This is a genomic window from Natrinema pallidum DSM 3751 (assembly GCF_000337615.1).
GTDB classification, from domain to species: Archaea; Halobacteriota; Halobacteria; order Halobacteriales; family Natrialbaceae; genus Natrinema; species Natrinema pallidum.
This window is the reverse complement of sequence record NZ_AOII01000042.1, coordinates 1-16,888: the sequence shown is the minus strand read 5'-3', so window position 1 is coordinate 16,888 and position 16,888 is coordinate 1. Positions and strand designations below refer to the sequence as shown.

At 63.9% G+C, this 16,888-nt stretch carries 15 protein-coding genes and 1 pseudogene; 5 read left to right on the top strand and 11 right to left on the bottom strand.

Annotated features, from left to right (window positions below):
• Positions 1 to 17: 17 nt before the first annotated feature.
• From C487_RS07125 to C487_RS07105, 5 genes are all read right to left on the bottom strand, one after another.
• The gene (locus C487_RS07125) at positions 18 to 458 is read right to left on the bottom strand and encodes a type II toxin-antitoxin system VapC family toxin (protein ID WP_006185036.1); all 441 of its coding nucleotides are present in this window, start codon (positions 456 to 458) and stop codon (positions 18 to 20) included.
• Positions 455 to 733 (bottom strand): hypothetical protein, encoded by a 279-nt coding sequence (locus tag C487_RS07120; protein ID WP_006185035.1) that lies wholly within the window; start codon positions 731 to 733, stop codon positions 455 to 457. The genes C487_RS07125 and C487_RS07120 overlap by 4 nt, the downstream gene beginning before the upstream one ends.
• Before the next feature lie 127 nt (positions 734 to 860).
• The gene (locus tag C487_RS07115; RefSeq protein WP_006185034.1) at positions 861 to 1,601 is read right to left on the bottom strand and encodes a type 1 glutamine amidotransferase; all 741 of its coding nucleotides are present in this window, start codon (positions 1,599 to 1,601) and stop codon (positions 861 to 863) included.
• A 160-nt stretch (positions 1,602 to 1,761) separates the two neighbouring features.
• The gene (locus tag C487_RS07110; RefSeq protein ID WP_006185033.1) at positions 1,762 to 3,015 is read right to left on the bottom strand and encodes a class I adenylate-forming enzyme family protein; all 1,254 of its coding nucleotides are present in this window, start codon (positions 3,013 to 3,015) and stop codon (positions 1,762 to 1,764) included.
• 291 nt (positions 3,016 to 3,306) lie between these two features.
• A complete protein-coding gene (locus C487_RS07105; RefSeq protein ID WP_006185032.1) occupies positions 3,307 to 4,092 on the bottom strand; it encodes an alpha/beta fold hydrolase in 786 nt (261 codons plus the stop codon).
• A 423-nt stretch (positions 4,093 to 4,515) separates the two neighbouring features.
• On the opposite strand from C487_RS07105, the gene C487_RS07100 reads away from it, so the two are divergent.
• Positions 4,516 to 5,709 (top strand): MFS transporter, encoded by a 1,194-nt coding sequence (locus C487_RS07100; protein WP_083864548.1) that lies wholly within the window; start codon positions 4,516 to 4,518, stop codon positions 5,707 to 5,709.
• 71 nt (positions 5,710 to 5,780) lie between these two features.
• Here the strand turns inward: C487_RS07100 and alaS are convergent, their stop codons facing one another.
• The 5 genes and pseudogenes from alaS to C487_RS21450 all read right to left on the bottom strand — a co-directional run bounded on the left by alaS (position 5,781) and on the right by C487_RS21450 (position 11,837).
• Positions 5,781 to 8,558: an alanine--tRNA ligase gene (gene alaS / locus C487_RS07095; RefSeq protein ID WP_006185030.1), complete on the bottom strand. Its 2,778-nt coding sequence runs from the start codon at positions 8,556 to 8,558 to the stop codon at positions 5,781 to 5,783.
• 309 nt (positions 8,559 to 8,867) lie between these two features.
• Positions 8,868 to 9,374 carry an ankyrin repeat domain-containing protein gene (locus C487_RS07090; protein WP_006185029.1) on the bottom strand — a complete coding sequence of 169 codons (507 nt, stop codon included), beginning with the start codon at positions 9,372 to 9,374 and terminating at the stop codon, positions 8,868 to 8,870.
• Positions 9,375 to 9,380: 6 nt separating this feature from the next.
• Positions 9,381 to 10,037, bottom strand: a pseudogene (locus tag C487_RS21890) (GH-E family nuclease); the annotation flags it as partial.
• A 40-nt stretch (positions 10,038 to 10,077) separates the two neighbouring features.
• On the bottom strand, positions 10,078 to 10,416 hold the full coding sequence (locus C487_RS20210) for a hypothetical protein (protein WP_138651475.1): 339 nt from the start codon (positions 10,414 to 10,416) through the stop codon (positions 10,078 to 10,080).
• Positions 10,413 to 11,837: an eCIS core domain-containing protein gene (locus tag C487_RS21450; protein ID WP_006185027.1), complete on the bottom strand. Its 1,425-nt coding sequence runs from the start codon at positions 11,835 to 11,837 to the stop codon at positions 10,413 to 10,415. The genes C487_RS20210 and C487_RS21450 overlap by 4 nt, the downstream gene beginning before the upstream one ends.
• Before the next feature lie 468 nt (positions 11,838 to 12,305).
• On the opposite strand from C487_RS21450, the gene C487_RS19400 reads away from it, so the two are divergent.
• The 3 genes from C487_RS19400 to C487_RS07070 all read left to right on the top strand — a co-directional run bounded on the left by C487_RS19400 (position 12,306) and on the right by C487_RS07070 (position 14,851).
• A complete protein-coding gene (locus tag C487_RS19400; RefSeq protein WP_083864546.1) occupies positions 12,306 to 12,488 on the top strand; it encodes a hypothetical protein in 183 nt (60 codons plus the stop codon).
• Complete coding sequence (locus C487_RS07075; protein WP_006185026.1) at positions 12,442 to 12,660, top strand: HalOD1 output domain-containing protein; 219 nt, start codon at positions 12,442 to 12,444, stop codon at positions 12,658 to 12,660. Before C487_RS19400 ends, C487_RS07075 begins: the two co-directional genes overlap by 47 nt.
• 118 nt (positions 12,661 to 12,778) lie before the next feature.
• Positions 12,779 to 14,851 carry a GAF domain-containing protein gene (locus tag C487_RS07070; protein WP_006185025.1) on the top strand — a complete coding sequence of 691 codons (2,073 nt, stop codon included), beginning with the start codon at positions 12,779 to 12,781 and terminating at the stop codon, positions 14,849 to 14,851.
• A 19-nt stretch (positions 14,852 to 14,870) separates the two neighbouring features.
• Here the strand turns inward: C487_RS07070 and C487_RS07065 are convergent, their stop codons facing one another.
• Entirely contained in the window at positions 14,871 to 15,863 is a 993-nt protein-coding gene (locus C487_RS07065) for a replication factor C small subunit (protein WP_006185024.1), read from the bottom strand.
• Positions 15,864 to 16,025: 162 nt separating this feature from the next.
• On the opposite strand from C487_RS07065, the gene C487_RS07060 reads away from it, so the two are divergent.
• On the top strand, positions 16,026 to 16,888 hold an 863-nt coding region (locus C487_RS07060), incomplete at its 3' end, for a bactofilin family protein (RefSeq protein ID WP_006185023.1).

Below are 16,888 nucleotides of genomic sequence, written 5' to 3'. Positions count from 1 at the left end.
TTCGAACAGCGGTCCCGTTACCCGTCGCCGATCATCGTCGGATCGATTCGATCAACGAGGCCGTCGAAATCGTCGTCGAAACTGAGAACAACGTCGATATCACTGTTTTCGACGAGCGCGACGAGGCTCGCGTCCGTGAAGCTGAGGTCATGGTCGTCGTAGCGGTCGAAAACGCGGACCGTTTGCTCGAATCGGTCGTCGGAGACGAACAGCATCTTGATCCGATCGGGAAACGGACCGCGCCCGGCGATCCGATCGCCGACAGTCCGTGCTTCGCGGTGACTGCCCGTCCGCAGTCGGGTGAGCGTCACCGCTTCGTCGTACACGTAATCGTTCGTATATAGTGCACCAAACTCACCGGTCAACGCGGCTTTCAACGCGTTCGTCGCTGCTTCGTGGTGTTCGTCCCGCTCGTTTTGAACGGCAACGAAAACACCGGTATCGACGAGGAGGCTCATTCGCCGTACAGTACCGCATCGATCTCGTCTTCGTTCGTTTCGACACCCCAGTCCGAACTGCCGGACAACCACTGCTCGATTTCGTCGTCCGAGAGCGGTTCGAAATCATCGCGGAAGGAATCGATCAGTTCGTCTTTTGATTCGTACGTTTCGGTTATGATTCGCTCGAGCAGTTCCTGTTGCGTCACTTTTCGGCCCGTCTCCAGGCGGATCTCGGCCTGTAGCTCCTCGAGATGGGACTTCGTCCGATCGGTGACTTTGACCGACGTGCTCATACACAGTAGTAGCGGATTCCACTAAAAATACGTTTCTCCCGAATCGGAACGGAATACGGACGGTCCGGCGTACAGGAGTGGTTACGGCTACAGTACAGGGCGCAAAACGAACGACAGGGAAAGACGGTCAGTCGGAACGACCGGTCGATGCCGCCGAATCCTCGCTCTCGGCCATGACTACGGCGTCTTCGGCCTTCACCTCGCGGACGAACTCGAGGAAGTTGTCGAAGACGAGTTTCGCCTCGCAGGAGCGGCGATAGTTCTCGTCGGTGATCTCGGCGAGGATCGACTCGCGGCGGTCATCGGAGAGGTCCTTGCGGCCGACGAGTTCGCGGGCGGTTTTCGCGTCGTACTCGGGGTGGAACTGGACGCCGAAGACGCGGTCCTTGCGGAAGCCGTGATTGGAGTAGTCGTTGGCCGCGAGGGGGTCGGCACCGGGCGGAAGGGCAGTGACCGCATCGGAGTGGCTGGTAAAGGACAGGAAGGTCTCGTCGATGCCGTCGAACAGCCGCGACTCGCCGGTGTGTTCGATCTCGCTGTAGCCGACTTCGTAGACGCCCATGTCTTCGACGGTGCCCCCGAGGACCTCGGCGAGCAGCTGGTGGCCCCAACAGACCCCGAGGAAGGGGATGCCGCGGTCGATCGCCTCGCCGACCCACTCCTTGACCGGTCGCATCCAGTCGTCGTCCCAGTAGACCGACGATCGGGAGCCGGTAACGACGACACCGTCGTAGTCGAAGTCGTCGGGGACCGTCCCGTCGGTGGCGTCGAACTCCGCGAGCGAGCCGTCGAGTTCGCGCCGGAAATTTCGCGTCGTGTTCTCGTCCCGGTGAGCCGCGTTCAGGACGGCGATTCGGGGATGACTCATTACGCCATAGTGGCCACTCGATAAGAATAGGTGTTCCGTCCGGTGCCGTGGTTGCCGCGACCGCCGACGGCGAGACGCGCCACTGGGACGAGTGGCGCGCTGACATCTCGAGACTCGAGTCCGGGAGATCGGGGGCGGGAACGGATCGGCTCGCCGCGTCTCACGGCAGGTGATAGTTCCCGGTGTCGTCCCGGCGGGCCCGATCGCCCGTATCGAACCAGCCGTCGGCGACCCAACCGCTATCGCCGGCATCGTTCTCGGCGCTCGGGAGCGGAGCCGGCTCGTCCCGGCGTTCGTCGGCGGTTCCGGCAGCGTTTACGTAGCCGTCGGCGACGACCGGTCCCGAAAGTTGGATGCGGCCGACGGCTGCCCCCTCGAGGACCGACCCATCGTCGTCGACCAGCCGGGCACGACAGTCCGGAACCGGGCGGCCGACCGGTGACTCGTCGGCGTCGCCGACGCGGGCATCATCGGCAACTCCCTCACTCAGGGCCGTCGGACACTCGAGACGACCGTAGACCCGTGCGACCGGTACGTCACGGTCTCGGTAGGCATCGATCACGCCCCCGTCGACCGGGGCCGCACAGATCGCCCGCTCGAGTGAGTCGGCGGCCGCGTCGAAACCCGATTCGGCCGCGATATCGCGGAGGGCCGCCGGCCGGCCGGGCAACAGCGTCGCTCCCTCCGCGGCGATGGCCCGCGTCGCGTCGCCGGGATCGAAGGCCCGATCGAGCAGGAGCGTCCCGCCGACGTACAGCACCGACAGCGCGACGCGGACGAGTCCGTCCGGGGCCGAAAGCGGCGTCGTCAGCGGGACGACGTCGTCGGCCGCCAGCCCCCACGTAGCGATCCCCGTCCGGCAGTTGCGCTCGAGCGTCTCGCTCGCGTAGCCCGCGACCGGTCGTCCCGACCGGCCGTGGAGGGCGAGCAGGGGGGCCTCGCCCGGCCGTCGGTCGTCGACCGCGAGACCGGCGTGATCAGTCTCGGACAACTCCTCGAGCGTCACCCACCGGTCGAACGGGACCGACCGGATCAGATCTCGCTGGGCCGCCTCCGCGACGACGAGCTCGGGCTCGAGGATGTCGAACGGGCGCTCGACGGATGCAGGTGTCAGGAGATGGGAGACTGGCGCGAGCGTCGCCCCGAGCCGTCGGCAGGCGAAAAACAGCCCCACCACTGCGATCCGGTTTCGCGTGATGAGACAGACCGTATCGCCGGAGCCGATCTCGAGCGCGGCGAGCCGTTCGGCGGTTCGGGCCGCGATCGCCGACAGTTCGCCGTAGGAGACCCGATCCTCGTGGATCGTCGCCGCGGGCGCGGAGAGGCGGGCTTCGGAGATGTCGACGATCGCCGTCCGGTCGGGAAAGTGGTCCGCCCGGCGGGCCAGCGAGAGGGTCACGGCGGTCGCTTCCACCCTCGCGTACGTAGTAGGGCGGGGCTCAGTCGCAAGCACGGGAACGGGAGCCGAACGGACGACTGGGACGGCGCGCTGAGCAGCGATGAGCGGGGGGCGAATCGCTGCTCGAAGCGCGAGGGATGAGCGAGCGGTGCGAGGGGCGAACGAAGTGAGTCCCCTCGGTAAGCGAGCGAATCGGGTGGGGAGGGCGTGGCTCACTCTGGTGTCACAATCGATCGGGTAAGCGTCGCTGTCGCCGAGCCGACGCCGCGAACGCTCTCTCTCGAGTCCTCCCGCCGCCCGACCGAATCACTCGGACTCGTCCGTCTGCGCCTCGAGAGCGCCCAGCAACAGATCGTTGACCGTCCGCGAGCGCTCGACGAAACAGAGGTGGCCCGCGCCCTCGAGCGCCCGGAACTCCCCGCGGGGCAGCCCTCGCGCCAACTCCTTCCCGGCCGCGGGCGACACGAGTTCGTCCGCGCCGCCGTGGATCACCCGCGTCGGCTGGGTCACCTCGACCAACCAGTCGGTCGCGTCGAACTCCTCGAGCGCCGCGACCTGTGCCTCCCAGCCCGCCCGGTCGGCGTCGCCGTCGGCCCGCCAGTCGACGATCCCCTCGCGCGCGTCGGGCTGGGCCTCGAGAAACGCCGGGGAGAGGGCCGTCTCGAGCGACGCCTCGAGCGCATCCCGATCGTCGGGCGGGGCAAACAGCGGCGCGAGGTCGAACGCCGAACCCTGCGCTGCGGTTCCGAACAGCGTCAGCGTCGCGACGCGACTCGAGGTCCGGGCGGCCTCGAGCGCGATCGCTCCGCCGAGGCCACAGCCCACGAGGTGCGCGGCGGTGAGTTCGCAATCGGCCAGCACCGCCTCGAGATCGGCGACGAGCGTCTCGAGGGTGTAGGGACCCGGCGGCGAATCGGAGCGGCCCGTTCCCCGCAGGTCCCAGACGACGGCCTCGTGGGGGCCGGCGACGGCGGCGTGTTGCCAGCCCCACAGCCAGCCGCCGAGACCGGCCTCGGGGACGAAGACGACGGGCTCGCCCTCGCCAGCGCGGTCATAGTACAGCGAGACGGCTCCGTTCGATGCGGTCGGCATACGAGGACTATCCGGGTGGAGCAAGGCGACGGTTTCGATTCCAACCGACGGCTCGCGTCACCGGGAGCGGTACGACGAGGTGGCTCGCGGGAAACGACCCAGGGACGAGAAAACGCAGTCGGGAGCCAGGTCCGTGAGCATGCCGTTCCCGACTGTGAAGGCGAACCCGGACGGATGAGGCCAACCGTTGGTATCACTGTTCGATAGGTTGCATGTGTTTACCCCCATAGAGTTCCTGGCTGAGCCACTGAGACGGCTGAAAACAGCACCCTCTATTTGATTTATATATCTCTCAGTNCGGCGGTCGAATTTTACGGATTTCTAATTGAATTCCCCGATTTTGAACCTACTGTCCTCCTGCGATTTCTGGGGGTAAACACATACGATAGGTTTTTCGCAGACACGTGTCAAGCAACAGCGTCTATGCGAACGCATTTATCTACTCCACTGACGGACACGCAGCAATCACAGACGGTCGTTATCATCTTTGCGAGTACGCTCGTGAGCGTAATGGGCGTCTCCCTCATCAGCCCGGTACTGCCGACGATTCAGACGGCGTGGGACATTTCGGCGAGTCAGGCAAGCCTGCTCATTTCGGCGTTTACTTTGCCCGGTGTCGTTCTCACACCGTTCGTCGGACTCGTTGCCGACCGCGTTGGCCGCAAGCGCGTCCTCGTCCCGGCGCTGTTCCTGTTCGGCGTGAGTGGCATTGCAGTCGTGTTTGTCGGCGGCTTCACGACGATTCTCGGTCTCCGCGTCGTCCAGGGAATCGCCGGCAGTGCCATTATGAGTCTCACCGTGACGTTGCTCGGTGACCTGTTTTCGGGAGCCCAACGGAGCCGCCTCATCGGACTGAACGCGGCAATCCTCGCCATCGGCGCGGCCGGCTACCCCCTACTTGGTGGGAGCCTCGCACTGCTCTCGTGGGCCGCCCCGTTCGTCTGTTTCGGGCTCGGGATCGTCGTCGCGATTGCCGGCTCCGCGGTCCTTACCGAACCCGAGGGGGGCGAAAGCTCGTCCGGCCTCTCCTACGTCGCTAACGCGGTCCAGGCGGTCCCACTGTGGAGAGCGATCGGGCTGTATGCGGCTGTGTTCGGCATTTTCCTGATTCTCTACGGCGCACAGCTCACGGTCATCCCGTTCATTCTCGACGAATCCTACGGGTTTTCGTCCGGAACGATCGGGCTGTTGCTCGGACTCCCGGCAGTCACGATGGGACTGACATCCTCGCAGTCGTCCCGGCTCATTCGCCATCTCTCGCCCCCGCGACTCATCACGCTCGGGTTTGTGACCTACGGGATCGGGATGACACTCGCCGCACTCACCCACTCGGTCGTCGTCCTTGCCGGCGCACTGTTCCTGTTCGGTATCGGGCAGGGGTTTGCGGAGCCCATTACTGATACCGCACTGAACACACTCGCACCCGATGCGTTCCGTGGCGGCATTATGAGTATCCGAACAAGCGTGCTGCAGTTCGGAACGACTGTCGGACCGCCGGTGTTCGTTGCTGTCGCCTCGATCGTCGGCTACGCCAATACGCTCCTCATCGCCGGGATCGCCGCGGTCGCCCTCGGTGTCTCCGCGTTCGGCGTCCTCACGTTTTCGAAGACCGCGTAACTGACGCCCCATTGAACGGAGACACGGCTGGGGGCGTACAATCGGAGTCCGGAAGAAAAAACGTCGACCGATCAGGCGTTCAGGACCTGTCGCAACACGTCGGGCGCGTCCTCGAGCGCGTCGTCCAAGTCCTCGACGTTGGGGCCCCCGCCCTGGGCGAAGTCCGGCGGGCCGCCGCCGCCGCCGCCGACCTTCCCGGCGAGTTCCCCGACGACTTCGCCGGCGTTGACGCCGACATCGTCGGGAACGGCGACGACGAACTGGGCACTGCCCTCGCCGCTCCCGAGGACGGCGATCTTGCCCGCCTCGACGAGGGCGTTCGCAGTCGCCCGCAGTTCGTCGACATCGGCGTCGATCCTGTCGATGACGGCCGTCGCGTCGCCGACCGCGACTTCCTCGCCGCCGACAGCGCCGCCGGCGCGAGCCTCCGCGAGTTGCTCCGTCAGATCCTCGATCTCCTTGCCTCGAGCCTTCCACTCCTTGAAGAACCGGTCGGCGGTTTCGGGGACGTCTTCGGGCGACACGTCGAGGATTTCGGCGGCCTCGTAGAGAGCGTCCTCCGTCTCCTGCGTCGCCTCGATGGCGGCCTCGCCGGCCGCGAAGGTGAGCCGCTCGACGCCGTCCTGAACGCGCTCGGTGTTCAGGACTTTGATCGCCCCGATGTCGCCGGTACGGGCGACGTGGGTGCCACCGCAGGCCTGGGTGTCATCGTCGACGTGGATCAGCCGGATCTGCTCGCCCGGCGGAATCCCGCCCTGATAGAGGTCGAACCCGTGTTCGGCCTCGGCGTCGTGGCGATCCGGCCACTCCTGGGAGACCGCAGTGTTGTCCATCACGATTTCGTTTGCACGGTCCTCGATCCGCTTGACGTCCTCGCGGCCGATTCGATCGTAGTGGCGAACGTCGATCCGCGACCGCTCGACGCCCTTCTGGGCACCGGCTTGCCGGATGTGCTCGCCGAGGACCTGCCGCGCGGCGTGGATGACGATGTGGGTCGCCGTATGATGGCGCATGAGCTGTCGACGACGACCGCCGTCGACCTGTCCGTTGACCAGTTCGCCTTTCCCGGGGTCCTCGTCAGTCCGGTGACAAATGACGCCGTCCTCGATCTGGACGTCCTCGACCTCGACGGTCGTCTCGTCCGTCGAGAGCGTCCCGGTGTCGGCGGGCTGGCCACCGCCTTCGGGGTAGAACATCGTCTGGTCCAGGACGACATCGTAGCCCTCGTCGCGCTCGAAGACATCGAGAACGACCGCTTCGAACTGGGTCCGCTGTTGATCATCGTAGTAGAGCTTCTCCGTCTCGGGGAGGTCCTCGAGACGCTCGTCCTCGTCCTCCTCGGCCTCCGTAACCGTCTCGGGCGTGTCGTGGCGCTTCGCGACGAGGCTGTAGAAGTCGTCGGGAACCGCGACATCCGCGCCGGTTTCCGCGGCGATCTCGGCGACCATATCGGGCTGGATGCCGTGGGAGTCGTAGAGTTCGATCAGTTCGTCGGTCGGGATGGCCTCGCCTTTCTCGGCGTACTCCTCGGCCAGCGCTTCGACCCGGCGACCGCCGCGCTCCAGGGTCTCGCGGTACTTCTCGACCTCGGTGCGGACGATGTCGCGGATCGTGTCGCGGTTCTCGTAGTCGAGTCGGTCGGCCTGCATGTCGACGAGTTCGTCCAGCGGCGCGTCGACGCCGACCGTGTCACAGAGTCGCTTCGTGCGTCGGAGGACCATCCGGGCGAGATAGCCCGTCCCGACGTTCGAGGGGACGATCCCGTCGCCGAGCATGTACGCGAGGGTGCGGCAGTGGTCCGCGATCGCGTAGATATCCTCGAGAGGCTCCATCAGGGCCTCGAGTTCGGCGGCGTCGACGTCGAGTTCGGCTGCGATCTCGCCGCGAGCGGTTGCCATGTCCTCGGCCTCGTCGATGTCCATGTGGCCCGCGAGTTTCGCGGCGCGATGGATCAGAGCCTCCTGCTCGTCGGTGTGCTCGAGGCCGGCGTTGTCCTTGAGGAAGGCGATCATATCGGGATAGACCGCCTCGTAGACGGTCGGGGTGCCCTGGGAGACCCAGGTCCACCGCTCGAGGCCGTAGCCCGTGTCGACGATGTAGGTGTCCATCGGGCTGTAGCGGTTCCCGTCTTTCATCTCGTACTCGCCGTCGGGGTCTTGCTCCATCGACATGAAGACCAGCGTCGCGAGTTCGACGCCGCGGTAGATGACCTCGATGGCGGGCCCGGCGTTGCCGCCGCCGACCCACGGGTCCTCGATGTAGATGACCTCCTCGAGATCGACGCCCATCGACTCGAAGAAGCCGTCGCAGAGTTCGACGGTATGGTCCTTCCAGTAGACCTCGCCGTGATAGGCGTACTCGTCTTCGGCGACATCCTCGCGCGTGTTGAACGCGTGGTGGGCCATCATCTCGAAGGCCATCGTATGCCGGCCCGTCTTCCCGACGTTGTCGATGTCCTGCATTCGAATACAGGGCTGGGAGACCGTCAACGGGTTCGCGGGCGGGGGCGTCTCGCCGCTGGTCACCAGCGGCTGGAAGTCATAGATCGACGCCTGTGTCAGCAAGACGTCGTCGCGCCAGCGGTTCGCCGCGACCGGATAGGGTTCGATGCGCTCGTGATCGTTCGCCTCGAAATAAGAGAGAAAGGCCTCGCGCATCTCGGTCAGGTCGTACGACTCGTCGAATCCCGAGTTATCGATGAAGTCGTACTCTTCACAGGGTGGTTCACCACAGGTCACCCTGCTCTCGTCGCGCGTCCAGAAGTGAGCACCACACTCCGGGCACTCCTTGCGCTCGAATCCTTCCTCCTCGAAGTACTCGAGGCGGTACTCCTCCTCTAGTTCGCTCATTACGCGTGTATTGACCCTGCAGCGCGTAAAACAGTTCCGCAACTGACGCCGCGAAAGGATCGTCCGACACGAACGTGATCGGCCGCAACACGCGTCTAGTTTATCGAAAGCAACGCACAGCGACGTGATCACTCCAGTGGCCCCCACTTGTCTATCCAGCAGTCAAGTCAGTCCACTGTCACTACTTACACGACGGCATTCTGACCGCTAGCGATCCGAATTTCTAGACTCGTCACGGAATCCCTCACAGGAGAGGACAATGCATGCGAGAGCCACACACGTGTTGCACAGGTCGTAATCGAGCCGGACCTATTCCTCAGCATAGGATACCATCAGCTCTGCTACGTCCGTTTTCCCGATCCGTCTCAACCACTCCAGCACCGATTCTCCAGACTGATCCGATGCCGTCGGATCAGCACCATGCTCGAGGAGCATTTTTAATTTATCACCTCTTTGTCCTCTCGTCACCGCCATCGAAAGTGCGCATCTCCCGTTATTATCGAAGACATTCGGATTCGCACCCTCCTCAAGCAACACCTTCGCTGTGTCATAGTTTTCAACTTCCAAAGCAGTAAGCAACGGGGTGAGGCCCCCGTCGTTCTGAACATCAAGGTCGATTCCTCGATCAATCAGTTCCCTGGCTATGTCTGGGCGACCTGAGCCAGCCGCCTCGTGTAAGAGCGTATTCCCATTATTAGCTCGATGCGTCAGGTCAGCGTCGTCGATGAGGTCGTCGAATGTCCCTCTCTCGCCCTGGATAATCGCATTCTCGATGTCGGTACTACTGTACAGATCGTCGGACTCATTGTCAGTCATAGGTTATCACTCCAGTGGCCCCCACTTCTTTTTCCAATACTGTCCGTTTTCTTCATGTTTTCCGGAACTACTCGCGTGTGGACATTCCGGTTGATAATGGTCAGGGTTTCTATACTCTGTTAAGAATTCCTCACGGGAAATGATTCCTCTCAGATAGTACTCGACCAGATACCGATACTCTCGTCTGGGTTTGTGCCCCATACACCAGTTATCCCGATCAAGCGGTATGCCCTCAACTGCACAAAGCACATCGCCATCAGGATCCTGCCACCTGTTCCACACCGCTTCTCGCTGTCCCGGTGCGTAGTCAGGACGTCTCTCGTATCCGTAGGGTTTCTCCTTGCGTTCGGTTCGCTGTGCAGCGATCTCCTCTTTTAGCGGTCCAAACTTTCCGTTCTCCCATCGGATCTGATCGTCGTGGTGCCGCTGGATATGGACAGTCGTCCCCATCCGACTGATCGTCAGTGGTTCGTCGGAGAGCGCAGCCCTCGCCGCATCATCGGCCTCCCGTTCCAAGCGCGGATCGGGATCGATCTCGAGATCAGCCCCTTCCCGGGGCATCATGCTGATCGTCGCGCCGCTGCGTTGCTGTGTGACGTGGGCGAGTTCGTGGGCCAGCAATGCTCCATCCGGCGACTCAGGATCGTACTCGCCGTCGCTGAATCGATTTTAGTAATTTAATCAGTTTCAATAAGACCGTAGATCAACGCGTTATTTCTTTTTCCACTAGAATTCCCGTCTCTACGTCGACCCGACATCGTGCACCGATTGGGTTTACAACCCAAACACCACGCTCATTTATATATATATTAACATATGCTTGGTCTGCAGTCGGGTCGTCACTAATCGGTTCTATTTCCCAAAGACGATCTCCATTTTTCGAGAAGGCTATAACGTTCTGATTATCTATCGTTCCGATCGGTACATCGAGTAATACCACGACTACATCATTAACTCGAACTGTCTCCTTTATTGGGTGGCGGAGAGTAACCGTTGTCTCCCCAATCGTCAACTCTTTCCCATCAACGCTTACAGTTGTCATGGCGATTTACCTCTTGGTTCGTCACTAGACTCTTCAAATGTTTTCGTGATCTCGTATGCATCATCACTTAGACGAGTTTCAAGTTCGACCTGCGGCCAGCCCCCGTTCTGGCCAAAATTCGGCTTGATGGTGCTTATACGCATTGCTGTTTCTGCAGGGACTGTAACCGTTGAGATGTATTTTGGACGTTCCGGAAGAGCCAGATTGTTTTGTAGTTCTTCTGCTGTCACGTTATCTATCTCAGTTGGATCTAGCCCACCAACCTCTTCCGGAGGGATGAGCCAATACCCATTTTGGTTGTCATTTCCGTGCGCTCGTAGCATCTCAACATCATCATTCATATCACCGCTAGAAATGAATTGAAGAACTAGCGAGTCTGGATCGTGCGGAGGGTCGTACCAATCAGGGTACCGCTCTTCCTGACTAGCTTCCGAGCCGGATAGAATTTGAGTTAATTTTTCGTGGTTCTTCTGAATCCACCGTATTCTGGGTTCAGCTTTTCGAACCTCGCTTTCTTTTTCGATTCCAAAAATATCCGTTATAACAGTAACATCTTCCTCCGATAATGGTTGGAGATCCAGAAACCTTTTGATTGTTTTCGCATCACTTGTTGAAAGGTTTCGTGAGACATCAATAGATAGCCCCATATTTTCTCCCAACAATTCCGTTATATCTTTTGTATTCGGACCTTCTTTACTCCGCTGGATAGAAATATCGCTTCCCATCCGATTGACGACCAGCGGCTCCTCACCCGCCAACGCCTGATCAGCGACTTCGTCGGCTTCCCGTTCCAAGCGCGGATCGAGATCGATCTCGAGATCAGCCCCTTCCTGGGGCATCATGCTGATCGTCGCGCCGCTGCGTTGCTGTGTGACGTGGGCGAGTTCGTGGGCCAGCAAGTGCTGTCCCTCCGGTGACTCAGGATCGTACTCACCGGCATTGAACACGATGTCGGTCCCGCAGGTAAAGGCCCTCGCGTCGATCGCCTCCGCGGCCTCGGCGGCCTTTCCGCCCGTGTGAATTCGGACGGTCGAGAAGTCGGCATCCATCCGTTCCTCGAGAGGGCGTCGGAGGCTGAGGTCCAGGGGCATGCCGCCGCTGCCGATAACGGCCAGTACCTGCTCGGGGACATCGTCACGCGAAGTGTCGGTCCCCGCGAGGGAGCGCTGGATGTTCCGCTCGCGTTTGCGGCGGGCGCGGTCGCCGGGTGACGGGACCGCGGCGCCGTCGGGGACGGTCGCTGCCTCCGGCACTGCGGTGTCCGGTTGTGCTGGGGCCGGGTGCGCCGCTGGCGACTGTTCCGCCAGCGGACGGGGATCGCGCTCGGAGTGGTCGGCGGTCCGCGTGGCTGACTGCGTTTCGGCCGCCGATTCGTCGGCGTCCGATGTCGATGACCGCGTGCGCCGCTGTTTCTCTCGCATTTAGCCACCCCCTCGAGTCGCGGGGCCACACCGTCGGGTCCGGTCGTCGGGATGCGGGTACATTTTATTCAAAAAAAAATATACGTCTATATAAATATTTCCCGCAGATGATCCATATCGTACGCCGATCGACGGCTTCGCCCACGCGATGACCGTCTCGGTCACCGCCCTCCTCGAGCGCGCGGTCGCGCGACGTCGGGCGTCGATCCCAACCGATCAGTATCCTAACGTTCTTTAGGATAGATTGCGTACCGCACGGATGCGCACGAAAGTGCGCCAAGCCGGAGTGCCACAGCATCCAACCAAGCACTCCGGCTCAACGATCCGCCCCCGCGTAGCGGGAGCAATCCACCATTGGCGTTGGCGAAATAAAGACCTGCCGACGTCCGTCGACCAGTCGCAACCCTCGCTGGCTCGCTCGCCGGATCGCTTCCTGTCGCGTCGGGGCCTGTACACGGAGCTACACATATGGTCTCGAGACTCACACTCCGCTGCGACTGTGGTACAGACATCCGTCTCGCGCCGACGGACGACACGACGACCTGCTCCGACTGCGAGACGACGTTCGCGCTCTCGCTCGTCGAAGACCCCGAGCACGATGCCCATGCATCCAGCACTCGCCACGGCTCTCGATCGTATCGCGGCCCGTAAGGGCTGTGCCCCGGCAGCCCTCCCCCCGCTGTACGAGGCCGTCGATCCCGACGCGCTGACTGCCGTCCTCGAGTCGAACCCGGACGTGACCGTTCGCTTCGACTATGCCGGCTATCGCGTCGTGATCGGGCCGGAGCCTGACGAGATCGGGGTAATCGACCGTCGTGTGTAGGGACGCGTGAACGGTGAAGCGGGGCGTTTTCACGCGTCCTCAAACGCGGTCCGGGACGGACGGCAAAGCTTTACCCTGACGGACGGTCACAGCACGTAGACAATTGAACGGCGAGGGGATGACGACGGCGACAGCGACCCAGCGACCGCGAACAGTGCTCTACGTGGCCGACGCGGAGGCGGCTGCCAGCGACGGCGCTGGCGCTCTCGAGGCGGTCGACGCCGGACCGGAGCGATCGGTCCACGCCGTGACGGCCGTCGATCGCGTCCGGAACTGGGCCCCCGAGGCCGACTGCGTCGTCTTCGCCGAGACGCCGACGACGGCCGCGGGTGCCTCGCTGCTCGAGGTGATCGAGGGCTGTGGCTCGACGCCGGTGATCCTCTTTACCGAGCCGTCGTTCGCGCCGACGGCCGCGCGGTCGACAGACGGCATCGACGGCTACGTCCGCCGGGACACCGACGACGCCGTCGCCCACCTCGCGGACGAGATCGAGTGGGTCTGTCGTGAGACCGGGGACGCGGTGAGCGCCGACCGCGCCGCGTCGACCCCCGGACCCGCCGAGCGCTTCCTCGAGTCGGTCCCCGAGGTGGCGGCCTGTCGCGACCGCGACCGACTCTTCGAACGCCTGGTCGAGACTGCAGCGGACGCCCTCGACTGCGAGACCTGCTGGCTCTCGACGGTCCACTTCGGGGAGTTTACCCCCCGAGCGACCGCGTCGGGGGTCTCAGACGACGACCTCGAGCCGATCTCGCGCGACGGGGTCCTCGACGAGACCCTTCGAACCGGTGAGACGCTTCGGATCGACGAGATCGACAGCGACGACCGACTGACGGCCCCCCTCGACGGGGTGACGTCGCTGTGTTGCGTTCCGGTGGGCGATATCGGACTCCTGCAGGTCGCCGCCGAGGAGGCGGCCGCGTTCGACGACCGCGACTGTGACTCGCTGGCCGCGTGGTGTCGCGTCGCCGCCGCGGTCCTCGAGCGGATCGATGCCGACGCGAGCCACAGGACGGCCCGCGAGCAACTGCAGCGGGAGCGCGATCGGCTGCGGACGGACCGCGACCGACTGGCCAGCGAGCGGGACGAGCTGGCGGCCGAGCGCGACCGCCTCGCCGACGAACGCGACCGCTTCCGTGCGCTGTTCGCGACCATCCCGGAGCCGGCGGTCCGCTACGAAATCGACGACGGACGGGTGCTCGTCCGGGACAGCAACGACGCCTTCGACGAGGTCTTCGGGACCGCTCCAGAGGGGGTCGGCGGCGAGGAGCCCGTCGCGCCGGGACTCGAACACCGACGGGCGGCGCTGCTCGAGTCGCTCCGGGCGGGCGAGCGCTGCCAGCTCGACAGTCGTCGAGAAACCGTCGACGGCGTCCGCGAGTTCCTGCTGACGCTGGTACCGGTCGACGCTGGCGCGAGCGACGGGGGGGCATCCGACGCTCACACTCCCGAAGGGCTGCTCGTCTACAGCGACGTGACCGAGACGAGCCGCCGCGAGCGGGAAGTCGCCGCCGCCGAGGCCCGACTCGAGACGATCGAGACGCTGGTCGACGAGGAGATGCGGACGCCGCTGAACGTCGCCCGTGGCTACCTCGAACTCGCCGCCGAAACCGGCGCTGCCGAACACTTCGCGGAGGTCGACGACGCTCAGGAGCGGCTGCGGGAACTCGTCGATCGGCTCGTCTCGATCGTCCGGCGGGACGACGTGCTCGTCGAGACCGAACCCGTCGCCATCCACGACGTCGCGCGGCGGGCCTGGGTCACCGTCGAGACCGGCGATGCACGGCTCGTGACGCACACGGCCGACGACCGCGTGCTCGAGGCGGACAAGGCGCGGCTACGGGAGTTGTTCGAGCAGTTGCTGGGGACCATGATCGACACGGCCGAGAGGAGCGACTGCGGAACGAAAAGCGGCGACGAAACGCCGGCCGAGACGGCGGTCGTCACCGTCGGTGCAACCGATGACGGGTTCTACGTCGCGCGACGCGACGCCGAACCCGACGCCGCGGACGCCGACGGAAGGATCGAGACGGAGCCCGACTCCGACCAGTTGACCGCGGCCGACGGCACCGGCTTCGGACTCGAGACTGTCGAGCGCATCGCCGACGCCCACGGCTGGACCGTCGGCGTTGCGGCGGACGACGGACGTATCGCCGTCGCGTTCCGCAGCGTCGACGCCAGCGACGGCCACTAGCCGGGGCGTCGACCGCCGATCAGGCGTCCGTCTCGAGCGCCAGCGACGCCAGCATCGCCTCGAGTTGCAGGCGCTCGTTTGCGCCCTCGGTAATGCGGTAGTCGACTTCGCCGAGTCGCTCGAGCAACCGCACGGTCGCCCGCTCGGGAACGTCGAACTCCCAGGCCGACCGGTGGAGTTGGTCGATGACGTCGCCGCCGGCGAGCCCGCGCTCGGTCAAGAGGTCCTCCAGGGCGGCACGGGCAGCGGTGAAGTCGCCGTCGATGGCGTGGTCGACCATGGCCTCGACCTCCTCGGGGCGGGCGGTGGCGGTGATCGCGAAGACGGTCTCCTCGTCGACGGTTTCGCCCATCACCGCGGCGGCCTGCAACGCGTTGATCGCCTTGCGCATGTCCCCGTCGGCCGCGTAGACTAACGCGTCGACGCCGTCGTCAGTCACCGCGATGTCCTCGGTGGCCGCGATTTCGCGTACCTGTGCTTCGATCGCGTCCGCGGAGAGTTCGGTAAAGCGAAAGACCGCACAGCGGGACTGAATCGGGTCGATGATCTGACTCGAGTAGTTACACGAGAGGATGAATCGGGTGTTGTTCGAGAACTGCTCCATCGTCCGGCGCAGCGCGGACTGGGCGTCGGAGGTCAAGGCGTCGGCCTCGTCGAGGAAGATGATGCGATGGGAGTAGCCGCCGAAACTCGAGCGGGCGAAGTCCTTGATCCGGTCGCGAACGACGTCGATCCCCCGCTGATCGGAGGCGTTGAGTTCGAGGAAGTTCTCCTGCCAGTCGTCGTCGTAGACCTCTCGAGCGATGCTTTTCGCCGCTGTCGTCTTTCCCGTGCCGGCCGGCCCTGCAAAAAGGAGGTGGGGGAGATCGTCCTGCTCGACGTAGTTTTTGAGCCGCGGAACGATGTCCGTGTGGCCCTTGATGTCGTCGAGTCGCTCCGGGCGGTACTTCTCGATCCAGACTTCGGTTTTGCCGGGTGTTGGCTCCGCCGCCTCGGCGTCGGCCTCGCTCATACCGGTCGAAGGTGGGGCCGCAAGATAAAACGACCGAAGGTCGCCATCGGATCGCGTCGCCGACAGTCCAGGGGTGGCGAACCGATCACGAGACCGGACCGTTTTCGTCCCTGACACCGTGGTGTCGGGTTTTACACCCTGCTCGAAGAAGGAACACGCGCAATGGTTGGCTCAAGCACACGATCGCGGCTCGTCGTCATCGCAGTGGTCGTCCTCGCCGTCGTCGGCACCGTTCCGGTGCTGGTCGCCGCACAGAGCAACGGGCAAACCGGCGGAACGATCGTCGTCGAAGAGGGCGAGACGGTCGATACCCTCGAGGGGATCGCCGGCTCAGTCGTCGTCCGCGGGACCGTCACCAACGATGTCAGCGCCGTCGGGGGCGACGTGCGGATCGAGCCGACCGGTTCGGTCGGCGGCGATCTCGAGGCGGCCGGCGGGAGCGTGACTATCGCGGGACCCGTCGAGGGCGACGTGAATGTCGGCGCGGGGAGTCTGATACTCACCGAGAACGGGACCGTCGGCCAGGACCTCACGGCCGGCGTCGGGAGCGCGACGATCGACGGCACGATCGACGGCAACGCCGAAATCGGTGCGGAAACGATCCGGCTGGGAGAGAGCGCCTCGATCGCGGGCGATCTCCGGTACGACGGCGACCTCGAAGGGAACACCGACGCGGTCGCGGGCGACATCGTCGAGGACTCCTCGCTCGGCGTCGACGTCGCACCGACGATTCAGCCCTTCGCATCGTGGCTGTTCACGGCCTACGCGCTGGCAGTGAACCTGCTACTCGGAGCCGCATTGCTCGCGCTGTTCCCGCGGTTCTCCGACGGGGTCGCCGACCGCGTCGCGTCGGGTCCCATTCGCTCCGGGCTCGTCGGGTTGCTCGTGTCCGTTGGGATCCCGGTCCTCCTGATCGCGCTCGCGATCACCGTCATCGGGCTTCCGCTGTCGCTCGTGGGCGGCTTCGCGTTCGGCCTGCTGCTGTGGATCTGTCTCTTATACACATCTCTGAGCGGGCTGGCAAG